This window comes from Marivirga aurantiaca (genome assembly GCF_016679925.1).
Classification (GTDB): domain Bacteria; phylum Bacteroidota; class Bacteroidia; order Cytophagales; family Cyclobacteriaceae; genus Marivirga; species Marivirga aurantiaca.
The window spans coordinates 323966-339548 of the sequence record NZ_JAEQBW010000004.1 but is presented as its reverse complement, the minus strand read 5'-3'; the positions used below and the strand labels follow the sequence as shown (position 1 = coordinate 339548).

Sequence of the window (15583 nt, the reverse complement as noted above, 5' to 3'; positions counted from 1 at the left end):
TTTTGAAATCATAATTTACATCCCTCGATGATTTAGCTAAAGCTTGTACATCTTTGGGAAAGCAACTTCCTCCGTAACCAATACCGGCAAATAAAAACCTTTTACCTATACGTGTATCTGTACCAATCCCCTTTCTTACCATATCCACGTTGGCTCCCAATCTTTCGCAAAGATTGGCTATCTCATTCATGAAAGTGATTTTTGTAGCAAGAAATGAATTGGCTGCATATTTGGTCAATTCAGCAGATTTCTCATCCATGAAAATTACCGGGTTTCCTTGTCTTACCAGGGGAGCATATAAGGTGTTCATTATTTTCTTGGCCCTTTCGGATTCAGTACCTATCACCACTCTGTCTGGCTTCATGAAATCATCCACAGCAACACCTTCTCTTAAAAATTCAGGGTTGGAAACCACATCAAAATCTATTTTAGCATTTTTAGCTATCGCTTTGCTTACTTTTTCAGAGGTACCTACCGGAACCGTGCTCTTGTCTACTATTACTGCATAGTTTTCCAACAGGCTCCCCAAATCATCTGCTACTTTCAATATGTATTTCAAGTCAGCTGAACCGTCTTCTCCGGGAGGGGTGGGAAGTGCAAGGAAGATGACGTCTGCATCCTTTATGCCGTCTTTTAGATTGGTGGTAAAGCTCAAACGCTTCTGGCGGATATTTCTCTCAAACAATACTTCCAGACCGGGCTCGTAAATGGTAATCACTCCATTTTGTAATTTGTTCACTTTCGTGGCATCTATATCAACACAAATCACATGGTTCCCTGTTTCTGCAAAACAAGTCCCTGTTACTAAGCCTACATATCCTGTTCCTACTACTGCTATTTTCATCTACAACCTCTTATCTACTATATTTTTATCAAAAAATCCTTTAATATCATATACTACACCTGTTCCATTAGTGTGAGCTTTTAAATCAAATCCTTTAAATTCCTCATGTGACACAGCCAAAACAATAGCATGATAATCATTAATAGGTTTCTCTATTAAATCAATATTATACTCATGTTTTACTTCTTCTTTATCAGCTTGTGGATCAAAAGTATCTACTTCTATCCCATATGATTCCAACTCGTTGATAACATCAATCACTTTGCTATTACGAATATCAGGGCAATTTTCTTTAAAAGTGATTCCCAATACCAAAGCTTTGCTCCCTTTAATCACAGAGCCTTTTTGTGCCATTAACTTCACTACACAACTAGCCACGTAAGCTCCCATATTATCATTTATGCGTCTTCCGGCCAATATCACCTGCGGATGATAACCTAATGCTTCTGCTTTATGGGTTAAATAATAAGGATCAACACCTATACAATGTCCGCCTACCAAACCAGGCTTAAACGGTAAGAAATTCCATTTAGTACCCGCTGCTTCTAAAACATCAGCAGTATCTATTCCCATTTTATCAAAAATCAATGCAAGTTCATTCACAAAAGCAATGTTCAAATCACGCTGTGAATTTTCAATTACTTTGGCGGCTTCAGCCACTTTAATGGAAGCTGCCTTATAAGTCCCCGCAGTAATAATGGTTTTATATAACTGATCTACCTCCTCTGCAATTTCAGCAGTACTTCCCGAAGTTACTTTTTTAATGGTAGGTAAGCGATGTTGCTTATCTCCGGGATTAATTCTTTCCGGGGAATAACCACAGAAAAAATCTTTATTAAATTTTAATCCGCTTTCTTTCTCCAATATAGGAACACAATCATCTTCTGTACAACCCGGATAAACGGTAGACTCGTAAATTACGATATCTCCTTTTTTCAAGGTTTTACCAACAGTAGCTGAAGCCATTTTTAAAGGAGTCAAGTCAGGTTGCTTATACTCGTTCACCGGAGTAGGAACTGTTATAATATATATATGAGCTTCTTGTAATTCATCTAAAGCTGAACTAAAAGTTAAATGATTAGCTCCTTTTAGCTCCTCTTCATCTACTTCAAGTGTTCTGTCATAACCCTCAGAAAGTTCTTTGATACGCTTTTCATTAATATCAAAGCCTATAACTTTTCTGTTTTTACCAAATTCGACTGCTAATGGTAAGCCTACATAACCCAGGCCTATTACTGCTATTTTTTTCATACATAATATCTATTGCAACGCAAAATTAGTGAATTAATGTAAGTATAAAAGCTAATGTAGGTAATTGATACAATCTTTAATTTTAGTTTGGATAACTTTAGCAAGAATTTATAATTATTATACAATGTCGTTTAGTTAAGACAAACTTCCTTCTCCCTTTAGCTTGTCCCGCATCGGGAGAGAAGGATGCAAGGTTGAGGTTTTAGTTTAATGCTTAACTAAACGACATTCAATTAGTATAACTGATTTATGAATAGAAAAGAAGAATATATCACCACCTGCCTAAATATCCTAAAGGATAAAAGACAACAACTCAATGATGAGCTGGATAAACTGCAATTGTCACTTAACTCGGAAACCAAAAGTTCTGCAGGCGATAAATATGAAACAAGCAGGGAAATGATCAATCAGGAGAAGAATAAACTTTTAGCACAGTTTGCTGAAATTGAAAAGCAGGAAAATGCTTTATCGCAAATTAAAACTACCAAAAAAGATACAGAAGTTCAATTAGGGAGCATAGTTAGCAGCCACAAGGCTATTTACTTTCTATCAACCTCTATGGGGAAGGTAACGCATCAGGCAGGTAACTTTTTGGCTATTTCCCCTGCTTCTCCAATTGGCCAATTATTGATAGGCAAGAAAGAAGGTGAAAAGATTGTGTGGTTGGGGAAAAGTGAGGAGATATTAAGGGTTGAGTGATTTTCCATTTAGACACTCGTAATTCACCATTTCCCATATTTCTTTAAAAGAATTGTTTCGAATAACATTTTTTTAGACTTCTGTCAATTATAAATTGGGTATGCGTAAAACTGAATATTTGTGAATTATTACGTTTTTCCTCATGCCGGAAGAGAACGTACTTTTTGTCTACTATATAACTAACTCTGTTGGCTAGTTGCTAAGCCGCTTACTTTAATTCACTCCCGATTTGTCTTCAACAAATCAATATAGGCTCAATTATTATCAATTTAATAGTGATTACTCTAATATTCCCTTCTCTTCAAAAAAAGAGAAGGGTGGCACACAGTAGGTGTGCCGGGATGAGTTAAATAAAAAGACTGGTTGATCTGAATTAAGTTCACGATGACGTACATTTTCATATTACATCCTTCGATTCGTATCGTTCCATTTTTTATCCCTAGGTCTGTGACTCACAGATCTTAATTATATAAGAAAAATTAGCAGTGTTCTGTGAGACACAGAACCCGGAAGAAAATACTAGCAGTTTCATGCCGACAGATTGCTTCTCATTTATTCCGTTGACACGGAATAGAATGCTCGCAATCACCAGTGGGGCAAGCAAATCAAACCTCTTTCCTCAAAATTTCCAAAGGTGGTTTGTTCACTACTGATCTGCTATTCATCAGGCCAATCAGAACAGTTAAGCCTGTAATAGCAATGTATGCGACCAATGCTCCGCCAAAATTAGGTACAAAAGCAGTTTCAAAGCTAAAATAAGCCAAGGCCCAGGTGGCCAATAGTGCTATAAAAATACCCGTTAGTGAAGCAATACTTCCTAGGAAGAAATATTCCATCAGGTTAATTCTGATAATCTGCTTTTTACTCGCCCCGATAGTACGTAAAAGCACAGCTTCCTGAATTCTCTGGAATTTACTAATACTCACCGAACCAATCAATACAATAATTCCTGTAATGATACTGAAAAATGCCATAAACTGAATGATGAAAGAAATTTTCCCCAGCACTTCATCCAGTGTTTTCAGAATCAAATCCAAATCAATAATGGAGATATTGGGGAATTTTTTGACTATTTTTTGCTGATATGCCGCTGATTGGTTCACGTCTTCATAACGTGTGAGCAGCACATGGAACTTAGGAGCCTCTTCCAACACTCCCTCGGGAAATAGCACCAGGAAATTTGTCTGCACCCTTTGCCAGTCAATTTCTCTAATACTGCCCACATAAGTTTTAATCATTGCTCCCTGCACATTAAAAGTAATAGGATCGCCTATATCAACTTTCATGTCCTCTGACAAACCTTTATCCAGAGAGACAAAGATGCTATCATTAGAGTTTTGTACTTCCCCTTGAAATTCTCCCTCAATCAGGGTTTCCGATTCAATTAATTCATCCCGATAGGTCACTCTGTACTCTCGGTTAAGCACCCAATTCTTTATATTAGTGGTCGTGTCATTTTTAAGTTCATCAACTGATCGACCTTTCAAAGAAGCCAAGCGCATTGTGACAATAGGCACCTGCTGTATCACCGGTAAGCTATCTGCTATTGTCATTTCAGTCAATTCATTTACCTGATGCTCCTGGATATCAAAAAGCACCATATTGGGTTGATTAGCGCTACTGCTCATCTTTACTTTATTTAAAAGCAAATCCTGGCTGAGCAATAAAGTAGTAATTAAGGCAGTACCTATTCCAATGGTAATAACTAATATTAATGTCTGATTATTTGGGCGGTATAAATTAGCTAAGCCCTGTCTTACCACAAAAGAACTTCCTGTAGGAAAATATCTTCTGACTAACCAAATAATTAATTTACCAACTCCGAATAATATCAAAGCAGACAAAATAAGCCCAATAGTAAACACCAGGGCATTCTGCCAATCCCTTAATTGCGAAAAGGAAAAACCAAAAATGAATAACACTACCAAAAAGAAAACAAAATACTTCATTCTGTCTTTCTGCTCAGGTTCAAAGGAAGCGCGAAGTACTTTTAAGGGGGATATTTTCCTGATCTGAAGCAGTGGAAATAAAGCAAACAATACAGATGTGATTACACCTATGACAACACCTTGCAAAATGGCAAATCCACTGATGAATAGTTCTATTTCAAATGGAAGAAAGTCCTTAAATAACTGCGGCAAATAATATTGGATGACAGTTCCTAATGCAGCTCCAATCAGCGAACCAATCAGTCCCATGAAAAAGATTTGAATTAAATAAATCCATACTCCCTGCGAGGAAGAAGCCCCGAGGCAACGTAAAATGGCTACAGACTGCACTTTTTCTTTTACATATACCTGCACGGAACTTGCTACACCCATGCATCCTAATAATAAAGCAATAAAGGCCGTCAGATTAAGAAAACCGGTCAGATCAGAATAAGCATCTCCCAATTCTTCCTTCCTTTCCTCCACATCATCGTAACGTACCTCCTCTTTTTCAAGTCGTGGCTCCAATTTTTCTTTGAAAAAAGTAGTATAATTTACTCCCTCAGGAAATTTAATATATAATTTATAGTTAATCCGGCTACCTGTCTGCAAAAGCCCCGTACTTTCCAATTGAGATAAAGGAATAAATACTGGCGGGGCCACCGTAGTGGTAATAGCTGATTGACCAGGGGTTTTATTTACTTCTCCGGCAATTAAAAAGCTTAAATCACCCACTTTAACAGAGTCTCCTGTTTTAGCATTGAATTGTAACATCAAAGATTGATCTACCAAAGCATTATTCTGTAGATAGAATTCTTCTGCTGCCTGTTTTGGAGTAGTTACTATTTGCCCGTAAAAAGGATAATCCCCCTCCACAGCCCGGATATTTACCAGGCGCGTACCTCCTGTATTGGGGAAATATACCATGCTGGCAAAGCTCAACTCTTCGGATTGCTCTATATTTAGTTCGCTCAAAAACTGCCTTAATGAATCAGGAATAGGATTACGGCTTTCTATTTCCACATCGGCACCCAACAATTCCTTAGCTTCGGAATTAATTTGCGTGGTAAGGTTATCCCCAAAAGAATTGATAGCTACCAGAGCAGCAATCCCCAGCACAATACTGCTCATGAATAAAAATAAACGGGAGCGGTTTTTCCGGCTGTCACGCCAGGCCATTTTCAATAGCCAAGAAATGTTTTGCATCTGATTTTCTTTAGCGGATTAATGAGAATTGGAAATATTTGAATTTTGCTGGCTGTCATCAGCCAGTTTTCCACCTTTTAGCTTTAAAATGCGGTTAGTACGCTGGGCCAGTTCTCCATCATGGGTAACCATAACCAGTGTAGTGCCGGATTCTTTATTCAAGTTAAATATCAGGTTTTCTATGACCGCTCCTGTTTCTTCATCCAAATTACCTGTTGGTTCATCTGCGAAAAGGATCTTGGGCTGATTGGCAAAAGCACGTGCGATAGACACCCTTTGTTGCTCTCCACCGGAAAGCTGTGCGGGATAATGATGAATTCTATCTCCCAAACCCACTTTCTCCAGTAATTCCAGAGCTTGTGGCTTCACATTCTTTTTACCCAATAATTCTAAAGGTACCATCACATTTTCCAGGGCAGTAAGAGTTGGAAGCAAATTAAAACTTTGAAAAATAAACCCTACATGCTGATTTCTGATCGCAGCCCGTTCATCTTCGCTTAATTGATCAAGAGATTTTCCGTTCAAGATAATATTCCCGGAACTTGCTCCATCCAAACCGGCACATAAGCCTAATAAAGTGGTTTTTCCACTTCCTGAAGGACCTACTATGGCCACAGAACTGCCAGGCTTTATTTCAAAATTGATATCATTAAGTACTGTAAGCGATTTTGAACCACTTTGGTAGGTTTTGCTTACATGATTTACTAAAAGGATTGAACTCATTGAATTTTATCTAATTGCATAATTGAATACATTTACCGAACGATTTCATGTAGAAACAGTTTATATTTTTATTTGAAAGGTAAAATTAGGAGAATATTTGAGTACATTTTTTAAATCTATCTGCTCAAAATCTTCTACTTGAGATTCAAATATTGTTTATTTTTAAAAATTAAGTATCATTTCCCTAAATGAAGGCAATAATGTCAAAACCATCAATTATGATTAATAAATTAATAACACTATCACTTATAATCTTTCTGTTCTCTTGCAATACAGAAATTAAGCAAAAGGAATCTGAAAACAGAGCAGACACCACAAATATTCAGGAGATCACCACAAATGAGGACAGAAAAAATATTATCTTCTTTGGCAATAGCCTTACAGCCGGTTATGGAGTAGACCCTTCAGAAGCTTTTACAGGAAGAATCCAAAGAAAAATTGATTCTTTAGGATTGGATTATCTCGCAATCAATGCAGGTGTTAGTGGAGAAACTACTGCAAGTGGTCTTTCAAGGGTAGAATGGGTGGTAAAAAGACAGCCTGTAGAGATTTTTGTTTTGGAATTAGGAGGAAATGATGGGTTGCGAGGCATCGATCCTGAAGAAACAGAGAAAAACCTGAAAGCAATTATTGATAAGGTAAGAATTATACATCCTGATGTAGAGATTCTTTTAGCAGGGATGATGATTCCTCCTAATATGGGATCTGCTTATGCAAGCAGGTTTCAAGCCGTTTTCCCGAGGGTAGCAGAAGAAAAGAATGTTGAACTAATTCCATTTCTTTTAGAAGATGTAGGGGGAGTAGCAAAATTAAACTTGCCGGATGGCATCCACCCTACTCCCGAAGGACATAAAATTGTATCCAATACCGTTTGGAAATTTCTAAGGCCTATGCTACAGGAGAATGGTTGATTAGCAAAGATAAATTCGCCTTCTTTTAATTTAATCTGAAATTCTGAGAGATATTGGTTGATATTTTCTTGGACTCGAAAATAAGGGCTAATATAATCAAGCCTATAAATATCAATAAAGCCAATTCAAATTGTGCGGCAGATGTATTACTTAACACTACTCGTTTAGAATCTTCATATAACGCTTTCCCTTCCTTTATTTGAATGGAGGAAAGCCCGCTTAAGAGAGTGAAACTCTTTTTATAATGCTGGTTCCAATCCACTTTTTCTTGCAATGAAGCCTTGGATAAAAGGTTTAACTCCGATTGTTCCAAATTAACCAGCTCTTGTTTAAAAAGGAAAAATAAAGAATCTTCAGTCTGTGTCAATTTGGTTTTTTCATAATCAACTAACAGTTGGTTGATCTCATCATTAATGGTTTTTACCTTCTCCAGCCCAAGCAAAGAACCACTTTCTTCATATTCATGAATAATATATTTCTTTTCATGAAGATAATTGGACAATTGAAAAATATAATTTTCCACCATCAGCCTATCTTCATACACCGATGTAAAAGAAGTTCCCAATTGGGCAATATTTCCACACTCAATTCTATTATTGACGAAAACAGCAATTAGTATGACGCATAACAACAATGCTATTTTTAATTTTTGCTTTAAAAAATAAGACCACCTCATATCAAAATATTTTTATTCGAAATCCTCCCATAAGGTAATGAATTATAACGAATAAGGATAAGTTAATCTTGCAAACTTCAGTGTAATTTATAGAAACCTCCATTTCAAGCCAGCAAAAATATTTCTGCCAGGCGCAGCTTGATAGTGCCTGCCGCCAAATGCATTCAGGTCATTGCCCAGACTATAACGGATATCAGCCAAGTTTTCAACTCCAGCATAGAGATTGAAAGTATTAGGGCCAAGTCTAATTTCATAATTGAGTCTGAAGTTGAGCAGATGATAATCATCAGCAAAAATGGTATTGGCATCTGTTAAAGGAACTTCGCTTACATATCGATAATGAAAATTCATCGAGATCTTTTCGAGAATTTTCACATGTAGGATTTGATTAAGGGTGTGTTCGGGCACCCCTGTCATCATATTGCCGGAAAAATCCTCTTCTCTTTTTTGATAATCCTCAAATGTGAATCGATAATATTGATAGGCTGATCGGGTGCTAATGTTATTAAAAAGGGATTTGCCATTTTGCAACCAAATTATATTCACACCCCATTCAGTCCCTAGCTGAGCTGTTTCTCCTGCATTTTGGAATAGTACTACTCCATTTTCATTTGTTCTGTTAGTGATGGTTTCCTCCAGGGCTGAAAAGAATACGGAAGCATCAAGTTGGAGCCTTTTCCGATAAAGCTTATGACCCACCTCATAAGTTCTACCTCTTTCTGCCTGTAAACTCCGGTTAATACTCCCTTCATTGGTACGAATTTCATCAAGAGTAGGGCTTGAAAAGCCTTCACTTACTGAGGCAAAAGTCATTTGCTGAGGCGCCCATTGATATTGGACTGCCACCCTGGGAATAATTTCATTATTAAAGTTTCTTTCAAACTCAAAAGGCTCTGCAAATGCATTAATATTGCGGTTTACTTGGTAGTTCAGTAAGTTACTGCTTAACCCTAATGTTAATTTCCATTTCTGATAACCAAGATGGGTCTGGAGAAAAAATATTTTCCTGTCAATTTTCAGCTCATCAGAAAAATGAATGCTGTCTTTTTCTCCATCTACATTACCGAAGTTCTCCGCCAAATTATCAGCATATTGCCACTCAAATCCTGCATCCCATTGTATCCCTAAGTTATTGAATTCCATTTCATATGTCCACTGATGACGTAGGGCAACTTCCTGATTAATATCCTCTTTATAATCCAAAATAAAAGGATTTTGGAAATCGGTATAGGTGAAGCCCAGATGTGTGGACTGGCTCAAATTCTGACTAAAGAATGAGGTATAGCCGGCTCCTAAAAGAAGTGTTTTTTGATCGATTGAAGCATTTTGACTCGCACTACCAGGTCTTGCCTGCCTTGGATTTTCTTCAAACTGTTCTTTGGTAAGCCCTCCCGGAATTTCATAATATAAATCACTGAGCAATGCATGCAGATCCAACTGATGATCATCATTGATTTGATAACGGCCGGAAAGTTGATAAACCTGACGGTTTAAGGCATTATGTTCACGATAACCATCAGATTCCTGATGATCAAAGGCATAAAAGCCTGTCCATTTATCGCTTTCCAATTCTCCATTTACAGCAGCATTGAATTGACCAAAGCTCCCTCCTCCTACTCCAATATTCAATTTACCTTGTGTTTTATCAGGGAAATTATTCAAATGAATCACTCCTCCCAAGCCTGCCCCATACAGACTTCCTGCCGGACCTTTGATGACTTCTACTTCACGCATTTGGGTATTGCTCAATAAATTTAATGCAGTTGAGCCGTTGGCTTCTGTAAATGGCAATCCATTCCAATATACCTTTACATCACGTACTCCAAAGGGAGAACGAATAGAGCTCCCTCTGATATTTACTCTATAACTTCCGACTGCTCTTTGCTCAAGGCTAACTCCAGGCAAACTATTCCATGCCATCACCGGATCAATAGGGGAAAAATTCTGCATATCTCTGGCACTCAGATGGACAATAAGCGCTGCCTGCCTATGAATTTGTTCGCCCCTATCAAAACCAACAACCGTTACGGTTTCTAATATGGAATCATTTTGGATTTGGTTCTCCTGACTGGAACTTTTATAAACCAATAAAAAAACAAGACAGAATAGAAGTAAATATTTTACCATTATAAGCTTTATAAAATCTGAACCTATTTAAGATGTTTTTGAAAAATCGCCAGGAAAACCTCGATGTCTTCACTTGTATTATAGAGGTGGGGAGAAACTCTCACAGATCTTCCTCTGGCAGAAACATACACTTTATTGATTTTCAATTCAGTCATTAACTGATCCATATTCACATTATCAGGCAAATAAATTCCCGTCAGATGTGAGGCAATAGAGTCCTGAGAATCAGTTGGGATTTCATTAACTTTTAAGCAGGTAAATACCGGCTTCATTAGTTCTCTGCAATATTGTTGTATATTTCCGGGCTTCCAATCTAAAATCTGTTCTATTGCTGCCTTAAGCATAGGAAGCGTAATGAAATTACTAAATTCACCTACATTGTATCTTCCTGCACCCGGGGAATACTCCTCAGGATATTTTGTTAGGGTGGAAAAATCCGAAGCCTCTCCACGATTCATCCATGATTCTTCTATCGGTTTACCCTCATTAAATTTTTCGGAATAATAGGCTAGTCCCAAAGAATAAGGCCCCATTAGCCATTTATAGCCTGCACATATTAAGGCATCAATTTTGAATTCTTGCACATCTAGGGGCAAGGCTCCCACTGATTGAGTACCATCTACAATGAAAGTAGTATCTGTTTTTCTGCATTTTTCTCCTATGGCTTGTAAATCAAACAAAGTGCCATCCATCCAGTGAATAGAAGACATAACCAAAACTGCTGAATCTTCAGTAATGGAATTGATTATTTTTTCAGACCAAATCTTAGCCCTGCCTTCTTTTTCTTTCGGGGGGGAAAGTATTTTTAATTCAGCACCATGCTCTTTACACCATCTTTGCAATGTCAGATGATCACTTGGAAATTCCTCTGATACAATTAAAGCATGTTGGCTTTTCTTATACGGCACATTAGAGATAGCTGACATCAATCCATAAGAAGCAGAAGGAATAATAGCAATTTGTTCCGCACTAGCATTAATTAATTTTCCGAAAAGAGATTTTAACTCTTCCGCAGGCTCAAAGAAGTCAGACTCTTGGATGTTGAGCGGATTGCTTTTACGCTGTACCGCTGCAGATCCGGCTGCCCTTACACTAATCAAATTGGGCGACATATACGCCCCATTTAAATAGTGAATATCATCCGGAAGCTCGAATAGATGTTTTTGGTCTTGCATACGAAAATATACGGGATTAAAATGCTTAAGTGTTTTGAAATAAGCATTTTTTTAGAACATCTACAAAAGTGAGGCGAGGATTCCTACAGAAAAAATGAAGGCGTAGTAATAATGGGGGTAAAATAAAAAATGGAGATTTTTCAATGTATTAGTGTATAGGAAGGATTATCTTTTATCACTTCTCCAACATATAAAATAAATCCAGGCTTTCTTCCGGCTTATCGTGCACATAGTAATCTGCCACAGTAATGGATTTCACCAGTTTAGTGTCTTGCTTATCTAAGTTATTGCGGTTTACACGGTTAAGGAATTCGTATGGAATTCTTAACAAAGTGGCTGGCAATCGGTACTGTAAGTTTAGAATATCGTATTTGGTAATTTTTTTGACTGCCTCACGGTTTTGGTCATGGTAAGTCATAATTTTATCATTCCCGGCTATTCCATTAGCATCTACTTTTGAGAAGACTTTTTGGCACAAAGCAGTCAGTTCATCAGCAAAATATTCACGTACATGCCAAGGATTCCTTGTAAGGGTCATTTTTTTATTGGGAGTGGAAATAATAGCTTTCCCTCCTGGTTTTAACACCCGATGGATTTCCTTTAAGAATGTTTTATCGTCCTTAATATGCTCAATTACCTGAAATGAGACCACCGTATCAAAAGTATTATCAGGAATCCCTGCAAAGGGAGGAATCACCATTGCATAAAAATCTGCCTGAGGGTATTTACCCTGCAGTTCGTCCGTCAGGCTTTTATACTTATCGATACCTGTATAATGATCGGCTGTTTTAATCAAAATTTCCAATCCTCTACCGGTACCACAACCCACTTCCAGCAATTTCCCAGCAATTAAAGGTTGCGCATATACGTATGCTGACAACAATCGCTGATGAATCGGATTATCAGAAGCAATAGAGTCTGAGGTTATTTCGGTGGTTGAATGTTTGGACATAAGAAAATTACTAATTAACCGACTTTTAAAGCTTTTCGGATAGAAGCAAGAAATGAAAGTTTTTGGTTTTCCTCCTTTGTTTCAGCAAAAATGGTATCATGGAAAGGGATATCATTTTGCTCCTTCAGAGAATAAAATGTAGCCGAAAAAACTTTTCGGTCAGCGGTATCAGGACACTCCAAAGGTTTAGTGTAACCATAGTAGGAAGTATCCTTTACTTCAAAAATCAAAGCTCTGTTGAACCTGCATGAAACTGCTTTTTTGCACTTTGACACACAATCATTCCACATTTCCAAAGCCCCATTCCACTCTGCTTTCCAGGTGGGTGTTAGAAATAATTGTAAATTCAACCTTCGTTGCACATCTTTCACAGGGTGAATATTGAAGTCAATATGGACATCCTCAAAAGAACCTTTCTTGCCTTTCTGAATACCAACACCATAGGCGTCATCGGTAATAAATGTATCCTTGATACCAGTGACTTCTTCAATGAATTTTGAAAAAGATGGTTGTGCTAATTCTTTCTTCAAGTCCGAGAAAATTTCAGGATAAAGATCAAATCTATCTCCTTCCAACTTATTCTCATGTTGATCTTGTTTCGGCCTGTTAAAAAGCTCATCAGCAGGAAAAGATTGACTTAGTTTTTTAGCCACGTCCTCTGTCAAAAAATCATCTATCATCACATGATGATAGGGTTTTGACATTTGATATTCTTGCTTATAAAGATTGACTTGTTCTTGACTAAAATGCTTACTCTGAATGAATCCCATAAAGGAAATTAATTTTTAATGGCACAAATATACACTACTCATGCGGGCGAACATGGAAAAAAGCAAAAAAATTGAGCTTAGTGTACGAAATATTAAAATTTCTTCGATTAACCACTGTTTTAGCTATATGAATCACACAATGGATGGTAAACAAAATAGATAAAAATAAGTGCGATAAAATGAATATATTTTTAAGGATGATTAGTTTTAGGCTTTTTTCCATCATAATTTCTCTTATTACTGCTATCTGCATTAGTCTGTGAAAAAGAAAATCTGCTAAAAATAAAGAGAAAGTATGCAAAGGGCAGGAAGAAAAGCAAAATAGATGGTTACTTTTGCAACACAATCAATCCATCATCAAAAGAGACAGCATATGGCCGCATTCCAAAGAAAAGATTTTGACAATTCCCCGAAACCATCAGATAAGGATTTTATTTTCGGCACCCGGGCTGTCATGGAAGCCATTGAATCAGGCAAAGAACTGGATACCATTTTTATTCAAAAAGATGTGCACAATGAGTTAATCAGTGAGTTGATTGAATTATGCATAAAGCTTAAAATTCCTTTCACCAAAGCTCCTGTTGAAAAATTGAACCGGACTACCAGGAAGAATCATCAAGGGGTAATTGCTTTTCTTTCTGCCGTTACTTATGCTTCTTTGGACAATATTATAAGTGAATGTTTTAGCAAAGGAAAAGACCCTTTGATTTTGATACTGGACAGAGTCACTGATGTCAGAAATTTTGGAGCCATAGCCCGTTCAGCAGAGTGTGCCGGGGTAGATGCCATCGTTATTCCGTTTAAAGGAAGTGCGCAGATTAACTCTGATGCGGTAAAAACTTCTGCCGGTGCGTTGCATCACATTCCTGTTTGCAGGGAAAACAGTCTGCAAACCACGGTTGAATATCTGCAAAAAAGTGGCCTTCAGGTAGTGGCATGTACTGAAAAAGGGAAAGATCTGATATATGATGTCCCCTTGAACCAGCCAGTTGCCATTATTATGGGGTCTGAAGAAGATGGAATTAGCAATGAGTTGATTAGAATTGCTGATTACCTTGCGAAAATTCCAATGAAAGGGAAGATTGCCTCATTAAATGTATCCGTTTCCGCAGGTCTGGTTGTATTTGAGGCTATCAGACAAAGACTGGGTAAATAATCCAATCATTCTATTTTTAACTGAATTATCTTTTTTTCTTTCTCCTTTACTGGTTTATCGGTAGTAGGCTGTTTTTTTTCCGGTTCCGGTAAACTCATTTGCTCATTGAGGATTTCCTCATCAAACATTCTATTGCTCAAACTGGAAGCATAGCTTTGACCTTTTTTCTCCCCGTAGTCAATATAAGACCTACCTGCCCATTCATGTGCCTCACGTAAATTCCCCATCACTTCATAGCCCAAAGCAATATTATAAGCCATTCTACCCATTACTTTGGTGTCATCACTCCTGTTCAGCCCCATCTTCCAGGTATTAATTGCCTCTTCCCATTGACCCACCTCAGCCTGTCTGGCTCCTTTACTGATATAAGCATTCTTTTTCGGCTTTGCATAATAACTTCTTGACAAATAAACAGGAGTAGGTGCTATTTTGGATGCATATGTCCCTCCAACAGCACTTCCTAAGAGTTTTGTAGCCTGCGACTTTTGCATTAAACCTGCAAGGGCATCCTTGATACTGGTTCCGGTTGCTTCCCAAGTACGATTTTGGGAATAAATATCCTGGTCAATAATAGATTGCTCTTTAGGGTAGTACAAACGAAACCCTATCCTGGCAGTCCCTATTCCTTCAGCATAATACTCAGTATACTCTTCTTCCACCTCATTGCCATCTTTATCTTTTACCTTTCGGGTATTTTTCCTTTTTCCATTGGTCACTATAAAATTGGTGTCAAATAATTCAACCGCCAACAGAGCATCTACATTATATTTATTGGTCAACCTGTTTACTTCCCTCCAGTCAATGGGGTCCGGAAAGGATCCGAGAATGGTATTTCCACTAAGTCTTTCGGAAGCTAGCTTTACTTCAAACCTGGGTGAGTTCCTTAAATTATTTTGCAAAGCAGTGAATACGGCCATCACACCATCTTTGTCTTCATTTATTCCCTCACCAGTAAGAATTCCTTCAATAATCCCGATCGTTTCCTTTTCATACTTCGTTCTATCTACCATAACGATAGATTGGATGTTGTTGGGAACATTAATCTCTGCCGGACGCATAGTGCTAATTGACACGGATTTCATGCAAGCCGTCATCAGCAAGGCAAAGGTTGTAAAAAGTAAAAACCTTAATTTCATCTGTATATGTTTATTTTTAATGGTCATAT

Annotated in this window: 13 protein-coding genes; 3 read left to right on the top strand and 10 right to left on the bottom strand. The window is 37.6% G+C overall.

All coding sequences use genetic code 11. From position 1 onward, the window contains the following. A partial coding sequence (locus JKA74_RS11810) for a UDP-glucose dehydrogenase family protein (protein ID WP_201431397.1) occupies positions 1–844 on the bottom strand: 844 nt, incomplete at its 3' end. Further along, the gene (gene tviB, locus JKA74_RS11805) at positions 845–2095 is read right to left on the bottom strand and encodes a Vi polysaccharide biosynthesis UDP-N-acetylglucosamine C-6 dehydrogenase TviB (RefSeq protein WP_201431396.1); all 1251 of its coding nucleotides are present in this window, start codon (positions 2093–2095) and stop codon (positions 845–847) included. Between the two features lie 249 nt (positions 2096–2344). On the opposite strand from tviB, the gene JKA74_RS11800 reads away from it, so the two are divergent. Continuing rightward, positions 2345–2794 carry a GreA/GreB family elongation factor gene (locus tag JKA74_RS11800; protein ID WP_201431395.1) on the top strand — a complete coding sequence of 150 codons (450 nt, stop codon included), beginning with the start codon at positions 2345–2347 and terminating at the stop codon, positions 2792–2794. 605 nt (positions 2795–3399) lie between these two features. Here the strand turns inward: JKA74_RS11800 and JKA74_RS11795 are convergent. Together JKA74_RS11795 and JKA74_RS11790 are read right to left on the bottom strand one after the other, a co-directional pair. Then, a complete protein-coding gene (locus JKA74_RS11795; RefSeq protein WP_201431394.1) occupies positions 3400–5928 on the bottom strand; it encodes an ABC transporter permease in 2529 nt (842 codons plus the stop codon). Positions 5929–5946: 18 nt separating this feature from the next. Further along, on the bottom strand, positions 5947–6651 hold the full coding sequence (locus tag JKA74_RS11790; protein WP_201431393.1) for an ABC transporter ATP-binding protein: 705 nt from the start codon (positions 6649–6651) through the stop codon (positions 5947–5949). Positions 6652–6869: 218 nt separating this feature from the next. On the opposite strand from JKA74_RS11790, the gene JKA74_RS11785 reads away from it, so the two are divergent. Next, on the top strand, positions 6870–7562 hold the full coding sequence (locus JKA74_RS11785; RefSeq protein WP_236587726.1) for an arylesterase: 693 nt from the start codon (positions 6870–6872) through the stop codon (positions 7560–7562). A gap of 25 nt (positions 7563–7587) precedes the next feature. Here the strand turns inward: JKA74_RS11785 and JKA74_RS11780 are convergent, their stop codons facing one another. The 5 genes from JKA74_RS11780 to JKA74_RS11760 form a co-directional block, all read right to left on the bottom strand. Then, on the bottom strand, positions 7588–8238 hold the full coding sequence (locus JKA74_RS11780; protein WP_201431391.1) for an MCP four helix bundle domain-containing protein: 651 nt from the start codon (positions 8236–8238) through the stop codon (positions 7588–7590). Between the two features lie 87 nt (positions 8239–8325). Next, on the bottom strand, positions 8326–10365 hold the full coding sequence (locus tag JKA74_RS11775; RefSeq protein ID WP_201431390.1) for a TonB-dependent receptor: 2040 nt from the start codon (positions 10363–10365) through the stop codon (positions 8326–8328). Positions 10366–10388: 23 nt separating this feature from the next. Then, complete coding sequence (locus tag JKA74_RS11770) at positions 10389–11477, bottom strand: aminotransferase class V-fold PLP-dependent enzyme (protein ID WP_236587724.1); 1089 nt, start codon at positions 11475–11477, stop codon at positions 10389–10391. A gap of 238 nt (positions 11478–11715) precedes the next feature. Next, positions 11716–12492 (bottom strand): class I SAM-dependent methyltransferase, encoded by a 777-nt coding sequence (locus tag JKA74_RS11765; protein WP_201431388.1) that lies wholly within the window; start codon positions 12490–12492, stop codon positions 11716–11718. A 14-nt stretch (positions 12493–12506) separates the two neighbouring features. After that, positions 12507–13262 carry a 2OG-Fe(II) oxygenase gene (locus JKA74_RS11760; protein ID WP_201431387.1) on the bottom strand — a complete coding sequence of 252 codons (756 nt, stop codon included), beginning with the start codon at positions 13260–13262 and terminating at the stop codon, positions 12507–12509. Between the two features lie 373 nt (positions 13263–13635). Between JKA74_RS11760 and rlmB the strand changes: the two genes are divergently transcribed. Then, positions 13636–14418, top strand: a complete 783-nt coding sequence (gene rlmB / locus JKA74_RS11755) for a 23S rRNA (guanosine(2251)-2'-O)-methyltransferase RlmB (protein ID WP_201431386.1) — start codon at positions 13636–13638, stop codon at positions 14416–14418. Between the two features lie 5 nt (positions 14419–14423). Here the strand turns inward: rlmB and JKA74_RS11750 are convergent, their stop codons facing one another. Further along, complete coding sequence (locus JKA74_RS11750) at positions 14424–15554, bottom strand: DUF6340 family protein (RefSeq protein WP_201431385.1); 1131 nt, start codon at positions 15552–15554, stop codon at positions 14424–14426. Between the last annotated feature and the right edge of the window lie 29 nt (positions 15555–15583).